This is a genomic window from Pseudarthrobacter ribosi, from assembly GCF_055412865.1.
Window position 1 is genome coordinate 91,161 of sequence record NZ_JBVAYZ010000004.1, and the last position, 16,435, is coordinate 107,595.

The window sequence follows — 16,435 nt, forward strand, 5'->3', positions numbered from 1 at the left end:
CGGCGAGCGCACGCCGGGTGCCGCCGCCGTGGTGAAAACGGGCAGGCCTGTCGGCGCGTCGGCCCGCACCTTGCCGCCCCATAACCGCGGCGGTAGCCTGAAAAGCAGATGACGGGCCGCGCAGCGCCCACAGGCTCAGACCCGCCACCGGGAACGGGGAGGCGCGATGTCTACGCTCGCAGACGGCCGGGAAGCCTACGCCGAACGGCGCTGGCCGGACGCCGTCGGGCAGTACACGGCCGCCGACCACGACGCCGAACTTCCGGCCCGCGATCTGGAACAGCTGGCCACCTCCGTCATCCTCACCGGCCGGGGCTCCGAAGGGGTGGACATCTTGGCCCGGGCGCACCTGAAGTACCTCGCCGACGACGACTACCCCGCTGCCGCCCGCTGCGCCGTCTGGACCGGGTTGAACCTCATTCTGCTGGGCGAACCGGCCCGCAGCGCCGGCTGGCTCGCCCGCGCCCGCCGGATCGTCGAGGACCTGCCCGAGCCCTGCCGCTTCGAGGGTCTGCTGTCCGTCCCTGCCGGGCTGGGCGCCCTCTACCAGGGCGACGGCGCCACCGCCGCGGAAGCTTTCACCCGGGCCGCCGACCTCGGACGGGCACGTGGCGACGTCGACTCGGCTGCCCTCGGTACGCTGGGCCTGGGGCAGACCAAGGTCATGCTGGGCGAGTTCGACGCCGGCCTGGCCCTGCTCGACGAAGCCATGGTCGCCGTCACCGTCGGGGAGATCTCCCCGGTCCCCGCCGGGATCATCTACTGCGCGGTGATCGAAACCTGCCATCTGGCCTTCGACCTGCACCGCGCCCACGAGTGGACACGGGCGCTGGACCGGTGGTGCGACGCGCAACAGAAGCTGGTGGCCTTCAGCGGCCAGTGCCAGATGCACCGGGCCGAGCTGTACCGGCTGCACGGCGCCTGGACCGAGGCGATCGACGCGGCCAAAACGGCGCAGGACTTCGCCTTCCGCGGCGACCGAATGGCCATCTACGGCGGCTTCTACGAACAGGGCGAAATCCACCGGCTCCGGGGCGACTTCGACACCGCCGAGGCCTGCTACCTGCACGCCCAGGAGACCGGTTTCCCGCCGCAGCCCGGGCTGGCGCTCCTCCGCCTAGCCCAGGGCAAACCGGAGCAGGCCCAGTCACTGCTCCGGCAGGCCATGGACGGCGCCGACCCCGCGTACCGGCGCCGGATGCTCGCCGCCCGGGTGGAGATCGAACTGGCAGCAGGCGACACACCGGCGGCCCGGGCCGCCGTGGAAGAGCTGGTCTCGCTGTGCGCCTCGATCGACATGCCCCTGCTGCACGCCCTCGCCGAGCAGTCCGAAGCCGCTGTCCTCTTCCACGAAGGCGACCCCGCGGCCGCCCAGGTCCCGCTGCGCCGCGCCTGGTCCCGCTGGCTCGGCCTGGACGCACCGTTCGAAGCAGCCCGCTGCCGCGCCCTGCTGGCCAGGCTGTGCGCCGCGCTCGGCGATGAGGAATCCGCCCGGCTGGAACGTGAGGCGGCCCGGGCCGTATTTGCCGAGCTGGGCGCCGCGCCCGCGCTGGCGGGGCTTGAGCAATCGGTGCTCGCAGCGCCGGACGCCCGGTCAGCCGCGACGGGGACAGTCCCGGCGCCACCCGCCGGGAACGACGCCCAACACGCCGCCGACGCCGGGCCGCTCACCGCCCGCGAAACCGAGGTGGTCCGGCTCGTCTCCGCCGGACTGAGCAACCGGACCATCGCCGCCGAGCTGTTCATCAGCGAAAAAACGGTGGCCCGGCACCTGAGCAATATCTTCACCAAGTTGGGCCTGACCTCCCGGTCCGCGGTCACGGCTTACGCCTACCAGCACGGACTCGCCTGACCCGCCTCCCTGCATCAAAGTACCCATTCCCCGCCCGCGGGATTTCCCCCGGCAAATGGGTGATTCGCCCGATTCGCCGCCGCGCGCAGAAAAATAGCGTTAATGGCATGAACGTTTACGTGCTCGCAGGAATGGTTTCCACCGGCCTCTTCGCGGTGAGCTACCTGCCCATGCTGCTCAAGGCCCTCCACACGAGGGATCTTGACTCCTACAGCCTCGAACTGCGCTTCCGGTCCGGACCCGCCGGCCGCCCCGCGCCGCAGCGGGCACAGCGTTCATAAGCAACCCCACCGCACCTGCAACACCCAGGAGGAACCACCATGAACACCACCCGAGCAACCGACACCGGCGGCGCCGTCGGCACTGCCGCCGTCGACACCGTCATCATCGGCGCCGGACAGTCCGGACTGGCGCTGGGCTACTATCTGGCGCAGCAGCACCGGGACTTTGTCATTCTGGACGCCGGCACACGGGTTGGCGACGCGTGGCGGAGCCGCTGGGACTCGCTGCGCCTGTTCACCCCCGCCAAGTACGACGGCCTGCCCGGCCGGCCCTTCCCGGGCGACCCCCTCGCCTTCCCCACCAAGGACGAGCAGGCGGACTATCTGGAGGACTACGCCTCCCGGTTCCACCTGCCGGTCCGGCCCAACACGGCCGTCACCCGGCTGAGCCACGACGGGCAGCGGTTCCACGTCACGGCCGGGACACAGCGCTGGACGGCGGCGAACGTCATCCTCGCCACCGGCGCCTGCCAGCTGCCCAGGACGCCGGGCTTCGCGGCGGAACTGCCGTCCGACGTCGTGCAGCTCCACTCCCACAACTACAAGAACCCGGTTCAGCTCAATCCCGGTCCTGTCCTGGTGGTGGGGGTGGGCAACTCCGGGGCGGAGATCGCCCTGGAGACCAGCCGCACGCACGAAACCTGGCTGGCCGGCAAGCCCAGTGGCGAGCTCCCGTTCCGGCACGGCCGGACCGCGGCCCGCTTCGTGTTCCCGGTGATCCGCTTCGCCGGGCTGCACATGCTGACCACCAGCACGCCGGTGGGGCGCAGGATGCTGCCCAAGATTGCTACCATGGCCAGGCCGCTGATCCGCACCAAAGTCGCGGACCTCGGCGCCGCCGGCGTCCACCTGGTGCCGCGGGTCACCGGAGTTGAGGATGGTGAAGTAATGCTCGACGGCGGTCAGCGCCTTCCGGTTGCAAATGTCATCTGGTGCACGGGCTTCACCGAGGCCTACCCCTGGCTGGACATCCCGGCGCTGCGCGCGGACTGGCGGGAGCAGCAGCACCGCGGGATCGTGGACGCCCTTCCGGGCCTGTACCTGCTGGGGAAAGAGCTCATCTTCGCAGAAGCATCGGAAACCCTCCCGGGTGTGGGCCGGGACGCCAAATACCTGGCGAAACGGCTCGCCGCCACCCGGGCTCCGCAGCCCGCAGCGGAGGTCCGGAGCGGGCTGGCGGCATAACGGGCGCCGGCACGTCCTAACCAGGGCAGACCGTATGAAGGGGCGATAAGCCGCCTACGCCGGCATGCTTCCGTCAGCGTCCGCAGGATGACACAGTGGAACGATGAATGAGGAAACTGGCGGACTGGTCCTGAACCTCGAATGCACGCTCGATGCTCCCCCGGAAGAAGTCTTCCGGATGCTGACGGAATCGACCGAACTGGTGAAGTGGTGGGGTCCGCACGGCTTCACTATCCCCGCAGCCGAACTGAACCTCACGGAAGGCGGCGGCTACGGATTCCGCATGACGCCACCGGACGGCGAACCGTTCCACCTCTCAGGCGAGTTCCTGGAGATCGATCCGCCCTGGCGCCTGGTGTACACCTTCCGCTGGGAGGAACCGACACCCGACGACCGGGAAACCGTCGTCGACCTCTCCCTCGGGATTACCGGCGAGGACACGCGCCTGGTGCTCTCGCAGGGACCGTTCCTGACGGAGGAGCGGCTGGCCCTGCACCGCGACGGGTGGACCGAGTCGTTCGAGAAATTGCAGGCAGTACTAGGTGGCCGCACCTGAAAACCGGCCGCGTCAATCGTCCCGGCACGTGCGTCCAGGATGAGAACGTGGGAATGTTGCTGCCATGGCAGCTTTCAGTCAGTCCGATGACCTCCACGGAGCCCAGTTCGTCGACGTGAATCTGCGGGGAGCCCGGTTCATCCGGTCTGACCTGTCCGGCGCGGTGATGCGCGCGGTAGACGCGGCCGGGGCCGACATCGATGCCCCGTGGCTGTTCGATGGCGGGAACTTCCTGCGCGTCAACGGCGTCGATGTGGTCCCTTTCGTCGAGGCCGAACTCAACCGCCGCTTTCCGGGCCGCGCCGAACGACGCGCGGGCGATCCCGATGGTCTTCGTGCCGCCTGGGCCGTGCTGGAGCGGACCTGGTCGGCGACGCTCGAGCGGGTCGCGGCGATGCCGGCGGGAACGGTGGATGTCTCGGTGGATGGCGAGTGGTCCTTCGCGCAGACCCTGCGTCACCTGGTGATGGCCACCGACACGTGGCTGGGCCGGGGAATCCTGGAGATCGAGCAGCCTTATCACCCCATTGGTCAACCCAATGCAGAGTACGAGACCGACGGTTACGATCTGTCGGTCTTCTCGACCGTCGAACCGTCGTATGCCGAAGTGCTCGAGGTCCGGGCCGGCAGGGCAGCCATGGTGCGCGACTACATCGCCGCTGTCACCCCTACTGAACTGTCCTCGGCACGCCGCAATCCGTGGGCCCCCGAACAACCGGTAACTGTCCTCTCGTGCCTGCACACTATCCTCAACGAGGAGTGGGAACACCACCGCTACGCCGTCCGCGACCTCGAGGCGATCGGGGCGGGGCTCGATCCCTAAGGCTGGCGTCGGCAGTCCATCTCGCCTTCCTGGGGTGGGAACCGGCTCCCGCCTTGAAGGCGGGAGCCGGTTGCCTTCGGCTTCGCTGCTGGCGGCAGCGAAGCTTGGCGTCGTGGACCGGCGCCAGACTCCGGCCTACGCGCGCTGGGAGATGTTGAGAATGTTGCCCTCGCTGTCCAGGAACCAGGCGGCCTTCCCCCAGTCAGCGGTGGCGACGCCGTTCTCCGTCTTCAGGCCGGGAAAATCGTACTCTTCAAAGACGACGCCGCGGCCTCGCAGTTCCTCCATCTCGCCTACGAGGTTGTCGGTTTCCCAGCCCATCTGGGTATTCTTGGCTGTCCCTGCATTCTCTGTCTGGTAAATGAGGAAGCCCGTGCCGTTGCCGCAGCGATACATCACGCTGTCCTCCTCCATGGAATCGGAGGGTTCAATTCCCAGCTTGTCCCGGTAGAACTCCTTCGCCCTGTTGATGTCCTTCGCGGCGAGGACAGCAATGATGCTTGAATCCTTGAGCATGATGATTCCCTTCTGTGCACTGATGTATCGCAGCGATTGCACCCCCCGGTTTGGGTCCCCGGAACTTCCTTGACCGGGGACCGTGACCGCCCCTTGCGCCGAGCCGGGGCAGCCACCTGGGACTCTTCAACGCCGCGCCACCCATCACCAGCGCGAGGGGTCCCCGAAGCTTATGTGGCCATTATGGAACGATACGGGCCTGCCTTAGCGTCGCTTGCGCGTTTCGGTGCCCGTGATGTTGAACGAGGCGTCCAGCTTTACCGTCGCTTTTGTCCCGTCGGCTTTCCGGATATGTGCCTCATAGGCCGCCCCCTCCGCATCGGTTTCCACGCGGACTATGGTCGCCCCAGGGTTAGCGGCCTTCACTGCCGCTTCCACCCGGGCGGCAGTGTCGCCTGTCAGAAGCTCCTCGGTCATGCCGTTGGCTTGGTGTCCACCCTTGCTCTGGGAAACAGACAGTGTTGTAGAGGTCGCTGCGCCGTCCGGAGCGGCCATGGCGAGATACATGCCGCCGCCGGCGAGAGCGGCGGTTAATGCTGCACCCGCTGCGACGTTTCGAACTGTTTTCATCACGTGCTCCTGATTCTGCGATCAGGCCCATCGGTGCTTTCGCTGACCGCTGTGTCGTCCTGGCCATCGCGTCCCAGCAACGCCCCGCGCGGGTTGATCCAGACACTGTGGATTCTACGCATTTGTGGGGGCGAGGACTAGGAGAACGGCACGGCGATGAAGTGTTCACCGGAGGTCCAGTTCCCCGATCGCGGCAGTCCATCTCGCCTTCCTAGGGTGGTCGGGTCGCCGGCGCAGCGCCGGCACCCGTCACCCAGGAGGAACCATCACCATGCGCACACCCCTGACTGCCGCGGCCACCGCCGCGCTCGTCGCCGCCCTGGCGGGCCCCGCCGTCGCCGCTTCACCCGCCGAAGCTGGCGCCGCGCCGTCGTCGAACGCTGCCGGAACGGCTGCCGTAAAAGCGAAAGCCAGCATCAAGACCAACGAGCGCAACGGGTCCTTTGACCTGCAGTCACACCGGGGAGGCCGCGGCGAGTGGACCGAGGAGTCCCTGGCCGCGTTCGCCAACTCGCTGAAGCTGGGCGTGACCACCCTGGAGCTGGACACCCACCTGACCTCTGACGGCAAGGTCATCGTCTGGCACGACGACACCATCCAGGCGGACAAGTGCCTGGACACGGCGCCGGCCACCCCGGGCGACGCCGCCTTCCCCTATGTCGGCAGCCGGGTTGCCGAACTCTCGCTGGCCCAGATCAGGACGCTGGACTGCGGGTTTACGCCGTTGAAGGGGTACCCGGGGCAGGACGTGATCGAGGGCAACCGGATCGCCGAGCTCAAGGACGTGTTCCAGCTGGTGCGCGACGCCAGCGCCGAGAAAGTCCGCTTCAATATCGAGACCAAAGTGGAAAGCAGCCAGATCGGCGGCGAGGGCATGGTGTCGCTGACCAAGGCCGTGGTCGCGGAGATCCGGGCCTCCGGCATGGCGGACCGCATCACGGTGCAGTCCTTCGACTGGTCATCGCTGAACCTGACCAAAGAAATCGCCCCGGAACTGCCGCTCGTTGCCTTGTCCAGCGGCGACGCCTGGCTCGCGGTCGGCAAGTCCGGCGCCAGCCCCAACCTCGGCGGCATCGACATCGACACTTACGGCGGATCCCTCGCCAAGGCGGCGGCGGCCCAGGGCTACGACGCCATCTCCCCCGCCTTCCGCTCCGTCACCCCCGGCATGATCGCGGAGGCCCACGAACTCGGCCTGCCGGTCGTCCCCTGGACCGTGAACACCACGGCGGACATGCACCGCCTGATGGACCTCGGCGTGGACGGCATCATCACCGACTACCCCACCCGCCTGCGCACCGTCATGGAAGAGCGCGGACTGAAGCTGCCCAAGGCCTACGCACCGAAGGCCTAAACGGCGACGGCGGGTGGCTGACTCCGCTTATCGCGGTCTGTGCGCCGCAGGGCTGAGCTCTGCGGACAAGCCGCACGCAGAAAGGCTGTCTGCGTTCCCTTTCGGAACGTGGACAGCCTTCGTTGTGCCCGACGGCGGTCGTTCCGGCTGCCGTCGGGCTTCGGTTTTACTCAGGCCATGGCCATGGCGCCGATCTGCCGCATGATGCTCATGTTGTCGGTGGTGCCCCAATGCTCGGCTACCTTGCCGTCCTCGACGCGGATGATGTCGGTGCAGTCGAATTCCACACTCTTGCCCGTTGCCGGGATGCCGGCCAGCTCGCCACGATGGGTGCCCGTCAGCACCACGTGGCATGCCTCCAGGTTCCCGGCGCTCAGCGAGGGCGTGATCTCTTTGACCTTGATGTCCGGGAAAGCCGAGCGCATCGTGGTTACGAAGAACTTAGCGCCCTCCCTGCCCGGCGGCTGCCCGGGGAGGCCCTCCTCGTGATCCACGTAGCTCTCCGCCGCCAGCTCATCAACGAGGTCGAGATTTCCGCTCTCCAGTACCTCCCTGTAAAACCGCTCGATCAGTTCAATATTTTCAGGCATTTTCGACTCCTTGTAGGCGAGAGACCGAAATGGGATCCCCCAGCGCGTTACTCGGGCATGCCGTACGAGCCCACGCCGCAGGCTGCCATTCCGGGAAAGGGGCCGCGCGGAGCGCCGAGAAAAAACTGTAAAAAAAGTTGTGTGGAATGGGCGAATCGCCCTGTTAAGGCAGAAGATATTCCGGCGTTCCGAGCCTGTCAAGAGGCCTGGGCTACCGCCCAGGGCCCCTCCGATTTTTGTCACACCGGCCCCGTAGTCTGCGTTCACAAGCTTGAACCGTCCGGCAGGGGATGACGTGGCTGACCTGATCCACAAAGCAATCGGCAGGACACCATTCTCGCCTGCAGCAGCTGCCCCGGTTCCCGATTCATTCGAGCCGAATGACCCTGGCTGGCCGGAATTACTGGCGGCCACCGGCGGGGTCACCGACGACGCCGTCGGGGACTACCTGCGCCGGCTGCGCCGCTACGACTTGCTCACCGCCGGGCAGGAACTGGAACTGGCGCAGGAGATCGAGGCCGGGCTTTTCGCGGAACAGCTCCTGGCCGACGGTACCTCGCGGGCCGGCCAGGACAGCGGGGAGTTGAGGACCATCGTCTTGATGGGCAAGCGTGCCGCAGACGCGCTGCTCCACGCCAACCTCCGGCTCGTCGTGTCGATCGCCAAGCACTACACCCGCCGGGGCCTCGATTTTGAGGACCTGACCCAGGAAGGAAACCTGGGACTGCACAGGGCCGTGCGCACGTTCGACTTCACCAGGGGTTTCAGGTTCTCCGTCCACGCCACGTGGCAGATCCGGAGCGGCATCACCCAGGCGCTGGCTGATCAGTCCAGACTCATCCGGCTGCCGACTAACGTCATCGACCAGCTGCGGAATTCCTATTACCCCGACGCGACAGATGCGCTCTTCCATGAACAGATGAAGGCGCGGCTCCATGCCGTACTCGGCACGCTCGAGAACCGGGAGGCCCGGGTCATTGCGATGCGCTTTGGCCTGACCAGCGGCGGAGCGATGACCCTGGAGGCCGTGGCGAACGCTTTCGGCACGACCCGCGAACGCATCCGCCAGATCGAGATCGGAGCGATGAGGAAGCTTAGGGACCCCGCCCGGTCCGATCTTCTGCGGCCGTATCACTGTGACGGCGAGGGCCCACCGGGCGGGGAGGCTGCGCCGCCGGAGTCCGCGCCGGCGCCCCCTAGCCCCGCCGCTCCCGCCACAGCAGCGACACCACCAACACCACCGAGCCGAGTCCCAGCATGACAAACACCATCAGCCCCCAGTTGGCCTGGGTCACCCCCGGGCCGTAGAAGATGCCGATCAGCACCGTGGCCGTGATCGCCCCGAGATACCGGCAGGTCTGGAAGATCCCGGCGGCCACACCCCGCTCCTCCGGCCGGGTGGAGAGGTACATCCCCTGGTTATAGGCGATGCTGGCCACCCCGTAGGGCACCCCCAGGAACGCGGTCAGGGCCAGCACCAGCGGGATGGCGAACGAGGCGGTCAGCAGCCACAATGCCCCGGAGGCGGCCATGAGCATGATGACGCCGGCGATCAGCACCCGTTTCACCCCGAACCGGTCGATTCCTCGGACGGCCACCGGCGTCGAGATCACCGAGACCGCGGCCAGCGGCAGCACCAGGAGCCCCACCACGGCGGGCTCGTAGCCGCCGGCTTCCTGCAGCAGCTGCGGCAGGCCGAAGAACGCGAAGTAGTAGACGCCGCTGAATAGGGCGAACCCCAGATAGACCAGCAGCAGCGGCCGGTTCCTGCCCAGCAGCCGCAGGTCCAGGAACGGCGGGGCGAAACGCAGTTCGCGCCACACGAACAGCACGGCCAGCAGGGTGCCTCCGCCCAGCAGCCACCAGCGGTAGTCCGGCAGCACGTTGAGCAGCGCCATCATCACCAGGACCATGGAGCCGACGAAGGCCAGGATGCCGGGGATGTCCGAGTCCCGCAGCAGCTCCGAGGCCCGGCCGCGTTCCCGGTCCTCGTCCGCCGAGGCGAAGCGGCGGACCAGGAGGATCGCTGCCAGCGCCAGCGGGACGTTGATGAGGAACAGGGCTTCCCAGCCGACGAAGCCCACCAGCAGCCCGCCCACCACCGGCCCGACGGCGGCCGCGGAGGTGTTGGCCATCTGGATCCGGCCCAGCGGCCGGGTGGATTTCACGTTCGCCTGCTTCGCCAGGGCCCCGACCATCACGACCGCGCTCGGGTACGCGGCGGCCGTGCCGAGGGCCATCACGGCGCGGGCCACGCAGAGCACGGCGAAGTTCGGTGCGAACGGGGCCAGGGCGCAGGTCACGGCCACCAGGGCCATGCCAATCATAAAGAGCCGCCGCGGGCCGAAGCGGTCCGCGAGCCGGCCCATGAGTGGCTGGCCCGCCGCGGAGGTGAGGTAGAAGGAGGTGATCACCCAGGTGACGGTGGCGACGTCGAGCCCGAAGTCGGCGCGCAGTACCACCAGGGCGACGGCGATCATCGAGGAGTTCAGCGGGTTCAGGGCCGTGCCCAGGCTGAGTCCGGCGACGGCGAAACCCGTCCGGGGAGAGTTGCTCACGGCAACAGTCTGTCCCACGGTGCCGGCCAAAATCGAACCGGACGTCAAATTCCGCGGCGGCGGACCTGCTGACGCGTCACGCAGGGCAGGCTTTTGGCCCAGCGGCGGCCGGGAACCCGCGAACTAAAGCGGAAGTCCCCGCGCCGGGACGGTAAGAGACTGCTGCCTGTGACGCTGGCATCACCGTTTGCGGGCGATCACGTCGTAGATGTGCCAGTGTTTGGGGGCGGCGGGACGACTGCCCGTCGTCGGGGGCCCGGCTTAAGACCAGGCCGGGCCCGCCACGCGCGCTCCACTCCCCGGTGTCAGAGGACCTTGGAAAGGAACGCCCTGGTCCGGTCGTGCTGCGGATCGCTGAGGACCTGGCGGGGAGGTCCGGCCTCCACCACCACGCCTTCGTCCATGAACACCAGCGTGTCCGCCACTTCGCGGGCGAACCCCATCTCATGGGTCACCACAATCATGGTCATGCCGCTTTTGGCCAGTTCCTTCATAACGTCGAGCACCTCGCCGACCAGTTCCGGGTCCAGGGCGCTGGTCGGCTCGTCGAAGAGCATCAGCTTCGGGTCCATGGCCAGCGCACGGGCGATGGCCACCCGCTGCTGCTGCCCGCCGGACAGGTGCGCCGGATAGGCGTCCCCTTTGTCGCCAAGGCCCACACGCTCCAGCAGTTCCACGGCCCGGGCGGTGGCTTTGGCCTTGGAAGTACCCTTCACCCGCATGGGCGCGAGGATGATGTTCTCCACCGCGGTCAGGTGCGGAAACAGGTTGAACCGCTGGAACACCATCCCGATTTCCTGGCGCTGGAAGGCTGCTTCCTTGAGCTTCAACTCGTAGAGCTTGTCCCCCTTTTGACGGTAGCCAACCAACTGTCCGTCGACCGAAAGCCGACCGCCGTCAACCCGTTCCAGGTGATTGATGCACCGCAGGAACGTCGATTTTCCCGAACCGCTGGGGCCCACAATGCAGAGCACCTCGCCCGGGTCGACCTCGAGGCTGATCCCGCGCAGCACCTTGTTGGTGCCGAAATTCTTGGAGACCCGCTCCGCGAGCACCATCGGCGCGTCCGTCATCCTTTTCCTCCAAAATCAGTGCTGATCGGCGGGGCGGGCTCGCCGGGAACCGCCGTTGGTGCCGGTCCCGGCGTCGCCGGTTCCTTGCCCGTCTTGACCCGACCGGTTCCGCGGGAGAACCGCTTCTCAATGAAGTGCTGTCCCACCATCAGGATGGAGGTGAACAGCAGGTACCAGAGGGAAGCCACAATCAGCAGCGGCACCGGAGTGAACGTGACCGCGGAAATACCGCGGGACACGCCGTAGAGGTCGATGCTCAACGGAATCGCGGCCACCAGCGAGGTGGTCTTGAGCATCGAGATCACCTCGTTCCCGGTGGGCGGAATGATGATCTTCATTGCCTGCGGAACCACGACGTACCGCATTGTCTGGCCCCAGGACATGGCCAGTGCCGTCGAGGCTTCCTCCTGGCCCTGGTCCACGGACAGCAGCCCGGCGCGCACGATTTCGGACATGTACGCCGCCTCGTTCAGGGCCAGCCCGATCACGGCGGTGATGAAGAGGTTGGTGAAGACCTCATTCGGGACGGTGACCCAGGGCTCCGTAAACGGAATGCCCAGGGTGAACACCGGATAGATCAGGGACACGATGCCCCAGAAGACCAGCTGCACGTAGACCGGGGTTCCCCGGAAGATCCAGATATACAGCCAGGCAATGCTCTTCAGCACCGGGTTCGGCGAAAGCCGCATGATGGCCAGCAGCAGGCCGATCACGATTGCGCCGATCATCGAGTAGATGGTCAGCCACAACGTCACCCAGGCGGCCTGGCTGATCCGCCGGTCGAAGATGTACTTGCCCACGTCCGGCCAGCCATAGTCAGCGCGCTGGGCGGCGTCCAGCACAAAGACCGCCAGCCCGAGGACGAGGAGTACCGCTACCACGTTCCGCCAGGGGTGGCGCAGCGGGATGGCGACGATCGCTTCCGGCGGCGCGTCGCCGTCGTGCCGTCCCCGGCCGGCCCGCGGCGTCCTGCCGGACTCCCCGCCCCTGCCGGGTTCCGCCTCAATCATCCGGTCGGATTCCGGCTCGCTCATCGGCTATCACCCTTTGGCTGCGACATTGAGGTCCGCCGTCTTGATGCCGCCGGCTTCCACGCCCCACTTGGCCAGGATCTTGTTGTAGGTGCCGTCGTCGATCAGCGTCTGGAGGGCCTTCTGCAGGACGGGCGTGAATTCGCTGCCCTTGGCTACCGGCATCCCGTAGGGTGCCACTTCAAAGGCGTCGCCGGCGGTCTGCAGCTTGTCCTTGGTCTGGGAGATCGCGTACAGGGTCACCGGGGAATCGGCGCTCATAGCGTCCACCTGTCCCACCACCAGGGCGTTGGTGGCCTGGTCCTGGGCGTCGTACTTGAAGATGGTGATGGCGGGCTTGCCGGCGTCGGTGCAGGCCTTCGACTTCGCCGGCACCTCGTGCGTGTCCTCGTAGGTGGTGGCCTGGACGGCGACCTTGAGTCCGCAGGCGTTCTCTGGGTCCACGGTCTTGCCCTTCGGGGCGGCCCACTGGATTCCGGCGGAGTAGTAGTTGACGAAGTCGACCTGCTGTTCGCGTTCCAGGGTGTCGGTGAACGAGGAGACGCCGATGTCGTCCTTTCCTGCCTTCACCGCCGGAAGGATGTTGTCGAACGTGCCGATGTCGAAGTTGACCTTCAGGCCCATGACCTGCCCCAGGGCGTTGGTGAGGTCCACGGCCCAGCCGGCCGGCGCACCGTTGTCGTCCTTGAACTCGTTCGGCGGGTAGTTGTTGGCCATGCCGACGTTGAGCACGCCCGCGGTCTTCATCTTCTCCGGGAGCATCGCGGCGATGGAATCATTCTTTTTCACCTCGACGGCGTCGGCGCTTCCGGATGCCGCGCCGGTGGCGGCCGGTTGGCTGTTGTCGACGCAGCCGGAGAGCGCGAGTGCCGTGGCTATGGTGAGAACGGGAAGTACGTATCGGGTGCGCATGGTTTCCTTAGCTGTTCAGAGTGGCCCTTGTTCCCGCAAGTCTGCGGGAGGAGGGCGCCGGGTGCCTGCAAGTTCAGAACTCTTTAGTGCGTGTTGCCTGACGCTGTTGTTTCAAGGGTTTCTCCGGAATGACGGATGTCCCGCAGAATTTCCCCGCCTCGAGCTTTCAACTCCGAAATGCTGGAAACGCCCACTAACGTCATCGTACGCCGCAGCTCGTCCGCGAAAATCTCAATGACGCGCCCGACGCCGGGCGAGCCCGCCGCCACCAATCCGTACAGGTAGGCCCTCCCGATCGAGCAGGCATCTGCGCCCAGCGCCAGCGCCTTGAGCACGTCGCTGCCCCGGCGGATCCCCGAGTCCACGTAGATCTCGATCGAATCCCCCACCCGCTGCCGGGATTCCTGCAGCACATCCATGGGGCTCAGCATGTGGTCGAGCTGGCGGCCGCCGTGGTTGCTCAGCTGGACGGCGTCCAGGCCGATCCGGGCGGCCTGTGCGACGTCGGCCGGGTTGACGCAGCCCTTGAGCACGATCTTGCCGTGCCAGGCCTGCCGCAATGCAACGAGTTCTTTCCAGCCGCTGGTCGCATCCGAGTGGCCAAGGATGTGCTGCCACATGGACGGGGTGACGACGGAGGTGGCAGCCGCACTGCGCGGATCCAGGTTCGGGAAACTGATGCCCTCCGACTTCAGGAAGTTGATCCACCAGGAGGGGCGGCGGGCGATGTCCGCGATGGTGGACAGGGTCAGTGCGGGAGGTGCGGTGAAGCCGTTCTGCAGGTCCCGTTCCCTGGCGCCGAGGGCCCGCGTGTCGACGCCGACAATCAGTGTGTTGAATCCGGCGGCTTCGCAGCGCGCCAGTTTGTCCTTCAAGGCCTGGGCGTCGGAGGTGAGCCCGAAGTTGAACCAGCGGTCGAGTCCCGGGTGGTTCTCCGCAATTGCTTCCATGGCCACGGTGCTCAGCCCGGCCAGTCCGTAGGGGATGTGTGCCCGGTCGGCGGCGGCCGCGACGGCCAGCTCGCCCTCGGGATGGAACAGCCGGGTTGCGCCGGTGGGCGTCAAGGTCAGGGGCAGGGCGCTGCTTCTTCCGAGCAGGGCGGTGCTGGTATCGGGTCCGGAGACCGGACCCCAGCTGGGCATCAGCGCCCAGGAGTCAAAGACGGCGCGGTTGCGCCGCAGCGTCACTTCGTCTTCGGAGCCGCCGTCGAGGTAATCGAAGATCCCGGCCGGCAGGACCCGCTGTGCCGATTTCCGGTATTCCTCGACGTTGAAGGCGTTGGCCAGGACCCGGCGTCGGCGTGAGAAGACGGGGGCCTTCACCTGGATGAGCTGACGGGCATCGCTGATTTTCAATGAGGGCCTTTCCTTTTGCTGTCCTGCGTTAGGGTTCAGCGTAGGAAGTGGAGTGCCGCGCAACTATGGAGATAGCGACAAATTAAGGGGCTTGTCATTAGCAGCAACTACCAGACAGCGGACATTGGTAAATCGGCGACGGCGGCTCCCCCGGCGGCGAGGCACCCGCTGCCTACCCTCGCCGACGTCGCCCGCTCGGCAGGGTCGGAAATTGTCAGCCTGATCCAGATGCCGGCAGATGACCAGCAGATCGTCGCGGGCGCTGTGCTTTATGATTCGACGGCCCTGCCGGCCAGGTTCCCCGGTGCCGTTGCGTTGGCCATCGGCTTGTCTCTGTCGGGGAAGCGTCTCGGCGCCAAGGTCCGGGAGCTCGGCGATGCCGGATACGTGGCCGTTGTCTACAAGTCCAACGGCAGCCCGGACAAGGCGTTGCGGGCGGCAGCCCGGGAAGCGGGGATCGCCCTCTTCCGGGCCTCAGACTCGGTCCCGTGGAACCAGATCGCGGAGATCATGGACGCCGCCGTCGTCCCGCACCGGCAATCGGGCCGCACGCTGGTGGACATCCGTCCGGGGGATCTGTTCGATCTCGCCAACACCGTGGCCGCCCAGGCCGGCGGCGCCGTTGCGATCGCCGCTCCCGACCAGACGGTCCTGGCGTATTCAACGCTCCCGGACCAGCCCATCGACGAGACACGCAGGAGCTCCATTCTGCGGCTGCAAGTACCGCCTTCGGTGGAAACGGACAAGGACTACCGCCGCGTCCATGCCGCCACCGGTGTGCTGCAGGTGGCGACGGCGGATCCCCTGCTCCGGCGCACGGCCGTATCCATCCGGGCCGGTGACGCCGTCCTCGGCTCGCTCTGGCTGCTCGAACGGGCGGAACACCACAACGAGGACACGAACCGGATCCTCCGGGACGCCGCCAATGTTGCGGCACTCCACATCCTGCACAAGCGCACCACCTACGTCTCGAACCTCACCCGCCAGATCGATCTGGTCCAGCCGTTGCTGTTCGAGCCGCAGCGCGCCGAACTCGCCGCCATCCGGCTCGGAATATCGGCGTCCTCGATCCGCGTTGCGGCCCTGGGCATCTGGCCGTCGGATGCCATGGCGTCCGAAACCCTGCAATCCCGCCTGCGGCTCTTTGATGCCATCCGGACCGCCTGCGCCATCCGGCTGCCATCGGCCGTCTGTGGGTTCTCGGACGACGTCGTCTACATCGTCCTGCCGCAGACCGCGGGATCGTCCCGGCAGTTTCAGCGCGGCGCGATTCTGAAGATTGTGCAGAATGCGCGGCGTCTGCTCTCCCGGCCGGTGCTGGCCGCACTGGGTGTGGCGGCCACGATCGACCGGCTCGAGGAATCCCGGGTCAACGCCGAACTGGTCCTGTCCGAGCTGGTGCGGAGCGTTGCCGAGGGACGCATAGCGGCCGATTCCGATGACGTCGTCGCCGACGACGAATCCCTCGGCGCCAGCCTCCATTTGCGCCAGATGGTGACGTCGTTGACGGCGTCCGGACAGCTGCCCGGCGCCCACGCCCTCCGGATCGCCGAGTATGACGAACACCAGAAGAAGTCGTTCGAAGAAACCATCTACGCCTACCTGAGCTGCAGCGGTAACGCCGTGGAAGCCGCCAAATCCCTGGACGTGCACGTCAACACGGTCCGCTACCGCTTGTCCCGTGTGGAGCCCCTCTTCGGCATTGACCTGGACGATCCCGAGACGCGCCTGCTGATCTGGCTGCAACTCTGGGCGAGGCGCAACTAGGCCTTCCGCGTG

Annotated in this window: 16 protein-coding genes; 8 read left to right on the forward strand and 8 right to left on the reverse strand. The window is 66.9% G+C overall.

Annotation, left to right across the window (positions count from 1 at the left end; genetic code table 11):
- Positions 1 to 166: 166 nt before the first annotated feature.
- The 5 genes from ACZYZ5_RS05530 (at position 167) to ACZYZ5_RS05550 (ending at position 4,697) form a co-directional block, all read left to right on the forward strand.
- Entirely contained in the window at positions 167 to 1,852 is a 1,686-nt protein-coding gene (locus ACZYZ5_RS05530; protein ID WP_463899855.1) for a helix-turn-helix transcriptional regulator, read from the forward strand.
- Between the two features lie 107 nt (positions 1,853 to 1,959).
- On the forward strand, positions 1,960 to 2,133 hold the full coding sequence (locus ACZYZ5_RS05535) for a hypothetical protein (protein WP_463899857.1): 174 nt from the start codon (positions 1,960 to 1,962) through the stop codon (positions 2,131 to 2,133).
- 39 nt (positions 2,134 to 2,172) lie between these two features.
- Complete coding sequence (locus ACZYZ5_RS05540) at positions 2,173 to 3,318, forward strand: flavin-containing monooxygenase (RefSeq protein ID WP_463899859.1); 1,146 nt, start codon at positions 2,173 to 2,175, stop codon at positions 3,316 to 3,318.
- A gap of 103 nt (positions 3,319 to 3,421) precedes the next feature.
- Positions 3,422 to 3,874 (forward strand): SRPBCC family protein, encoded by a 453-nt coding sequence (locus ACZYZ5_RS05545; protein ID WP_463899861.1) that lies wholly within the window; start codon positions 3,422 to 3,424, stop codon positions 3,872 to 3,874.
- A 64-nt stretch (positions 3,875 to 3,938) separates the two neighbouring features.
- Positions 3,939 to 4,697, forward strand: coding sequence for a DinB family protein (locus ACZYZ5_RS05550; protein ID WP_463899863.1), 759 nt, complete (start codon positions 3,939 to 3,941; stop codon positions 4,695 to 4,697).
- 135 nt (positions 4,698 to 4,832) lie between these two features.
- On the opposite strand, the gene ACZYZ5_RS05555 is transcribed toward ACZYZ5_RS05550, so the two are convergent.
- Positions 4,833 to 5,213 carry a VOC family protein gene (locus tag ACZYZ5_RS05555; RefSeq protein WP_463899865.1) on the reverse strand — a complete coding sequence of 127 codons (381 nt, stop codon included), beginning with the start codon at positions 5,211 to 5,213 and terminating at the stop codon, positions 4,833 to 4,835.
- A 204-nt stretch (positions 5,214 to 5,417) separates the two neighbouring features.
- The gene (locus ACZYZ5_RS05560) at positions 5,418 to 5,783 is read right to left on the reverse strand and encodes a PepSY domain-containing protein (protein ID WP_463899866.1); all 366 of its coding nucleotides are present in this window, start codon (positions 5,781 to 5,783) and stop codon (positions 5,418 to 5,420) included.
- A 271-nt stretch (positions 5,784 to 6,054) separates the two neighbouring features.
- On the opposite strand from ACZYZ5_RS05560, the gene ACZYZ5_RS05565 reads away from it, so the two are divergent.
- The gene (locus tag ACZYZ5_RS05565; RefSeq protein WP_463899868.1) at positions 6,055 to 7,137 is read left to right on the forward strand and encodes a glycerophosphodiester phosphodiesterase family protein; all 1,083 of its coding nucleotides are present in this window, start codon (positions 6,055 to 6,057) and stop codon (positions 7,135 to 7,137) included.
- Between the two features lie 170 nt (positions 7,138 to 7,307).
- Here the strand turns inward: ACZYZ5_RS05565 and ACZYZ5_RS05570 are convergent, their stop codons facing one another.
- Complete coding sequence (locus tag ACZYZ5_RS05570; protein WP_463899870.1) at positions 7,308 to 7,727, reverse strand: ester cyclase; 420 nt, start codon at positions 7,725 to 7,727, stop codon at positions 7,308 to 7,310.
- Between the two features lie 295 nt (positions 7,728 to 8,022).
- Here ACZYZ5_RS05570 and ACZYZ5_RS05575 point away from each other — a divergent pair, with 295 nt between their 5' ends.
- Positions 8,023 to 8,988, forward strand: coding sequence for a sigma-70 family RNA polymerase sigma factor (locus ACZYZ5_RS05575; RefSeq protein WP_463899871.1), 966 nt, complete (start codon positions 8,023 to 8,025; stop codon positions 8,986 to 8,988).
- On the opposite strand, the gene ACZYZ5_RS05580 is transcribed toward ACZYZ5_RS05575, so the two are convergent.
- The 5 genes from ACZYZ5_RS05580 to ACZYZ5_RS05600 form a co-directional block, all read right to left on the reverse strand.
- A complete protein-coding gene (locus ACZYZ5_RS05580; protein ID WP_463899873.1) occupies positions 8,924 to 10,285 on the reverse strand; it encodes an MFS transporter in 1,362 nt (453 codons plus the stop codon). The genes ACZYZ5_RS05575 and ACZYZ5_RS05580 overlap by 65 nt on opposite strands.
- A 305-nt stretch (positions 10,286 to 10,590) precedes the next feature.
- Complete coding sequence (locus tag ACZYZ5_RS05585; protein WP_463899875.1) at positions 10,591 to 11,358, reverse strand: amino acid ABC transporter ATP-binding protein; 768 nt, start codon at positions 11,356 to 11,358, stop codon at positions 10,591 to 10,593.
- Positions 11,355 to 12,392 carry an amino acid ABC transporter permease gene (locus ACZYZ5_RS05590; RefSeq protein WP_463899877.1) on the reverse strand — a complete coding sequence of 346 codons (1,038 nt, stop codon included), beginning with the start codon at positions 12,390 to 12,392 and terminating at the stop codon, positions 11,355 to 11,357. The genes ACZYZ5_RS05585 and ACZYZ5_RS05590 overlap by 4 nt, the downstream gene beginning before the upstream one ends.
- 6 nt (positions 12,393 to 12,398) lie before the next feature.
- Positions 12,399 to 13,301: an ABC transporter substrate-binding protein gene (locus ACZYZ5_RS05595; RefSeq protein WP_463899880.1), complete on the reverse strand. Its 903-nt coding sequence runs from the start codon at positions 13,299 to 13,301 to the stop codon at positions 12,399 to 12,401.
- A gap of 83 nt (positions 13,302 to 13,384) precedes the next feature.
- Complete coding sequence (locus tag ACZYZ5_RS05600; protein WP_463899882.1) at positions 13,385 to 14,656, reverse strand: alpha-hydroxy acid oxidase; 1,272 nt, start codon at positions 14,654 to 14,656, stop codon at positions 13,385 to 13,387.
- A gap of 228 nt (positions 14,657 to 14,884) precedes the next feature.
- Between ACZYZ5_RS05600 and ACZYZ5_RS05605 the strand changes: the two genes are divergently transcribed.
- Positions 14,885 to 16,423 carry a PucR family transcriptional regulator gene (locus ACZYZ5_RS05605; protein WP_463899884.1) on the forward strand — a complete coding sequence of 513 codons (1,539 nt, stop codon included), beginning with the start codon at positions 14,885 to 14,887 and terminating at the stop codon, positions 16,421 to 16,423.
- The last annotated feature ends 12 nt before the right edge of the window (positions 16,424 to 16,435 follow it).

Bases quoted from the DNA above. Each gene is read 5' to 3' on its own strand.
- ACZYZ5_RS05540 (WP_463899859.1), top strand. From the start codon at position 2,173: ATGAACACCACCCGAGCAACCGACACCGGCGGCGCCGTCGGCACTGCC.
- ACZYZ5_RS05530 (WP_463899855.1), top strand. From the start codon at position 167: ATGTCTACGCTCGCAGACGGCCGGGAAGCCTACGCCGAACGGCGCTGG.
- ACZYZ5_RS05570 (WP_463899870.1), bottom strand. From the start codon at position 7,727: ATGCCTGAAAATATTGAACTGATCGAGCGGTTTTACAGGGAGGTACTG.
- ACZYZ5_RS05585 (WP_463899875.1), bottom strand. From the start codon at position 11,358: ATGACGGACGCGCCGATGGTGCTCGCGGAGCGGGTCTCCAAGAATTTC.
- ACZYZ5_RS05555 (WP_463899865.1), bottom strand. From the start codon at position 5,213: ATGCTCAAGGATTCAAGCATCATTGCTGTCCTCGCCGCGAAGGACATC.
- ACZYZ5_RS05545 (WP_463899861.1), top strand. From the start codon at position 3,422: ATGAATGAGGAAACTGGCGGACTGGTCCTGAACCTCGAATGCACGCTC.
- ACZYZ5_RS05605 (WP_463899884.1), top strand. From the start codon at position 14,885: ATGCCGGCAGATGACCAGCAGATCGTCGCGGGCGCTGTGCTTTATGAT.
- ACZYZ5_RS05590 (WP_463899877.1), bottom strand. From the start codon at position 12,392: ATGAGCGAGCCGGAATCCGACCGGATGATTGAGGCGGAACCCGGCAGG.
- ACZYZ5_RS05535 (WP_463899857.1), top strand. From the start codon at position 1,960: ATGAACGTTTACGTGCTCGCAGGAATGGTTTCCACCGGCCTCTTCGCG.
- ACZYZ5_RS05550 (WP_463899863.1), top strand. From the start codon at position 3,939: ATGGCAGCTTTCAGTCAGTCCGATGACCTCCACGGAGCCCAGTTCGTC.
- ACZYZ5_RS05595 (WP_463899880.1), bottom strand. From the start codon at position 13,301: ATGCGCACCCGATACGTACTTCCCGTTCTCACCATAGCCACGGCACTC.
- ACZYZ5_RS05565 (WP_463899868.1), top strand. From the start codon at position 6,055: ATGCGCACACCCCTGACTGCCGCGGCCACCGCCGCGCTCGTCGCCGCC.
- ACZYZ5_RS05560 (WP_463899866.1), bottom strand. From the start codon at position 5,783: ATGAAAACAGTTCGAAACGTCGCAGCGGGTGCAGCATTAACCGCCGCT.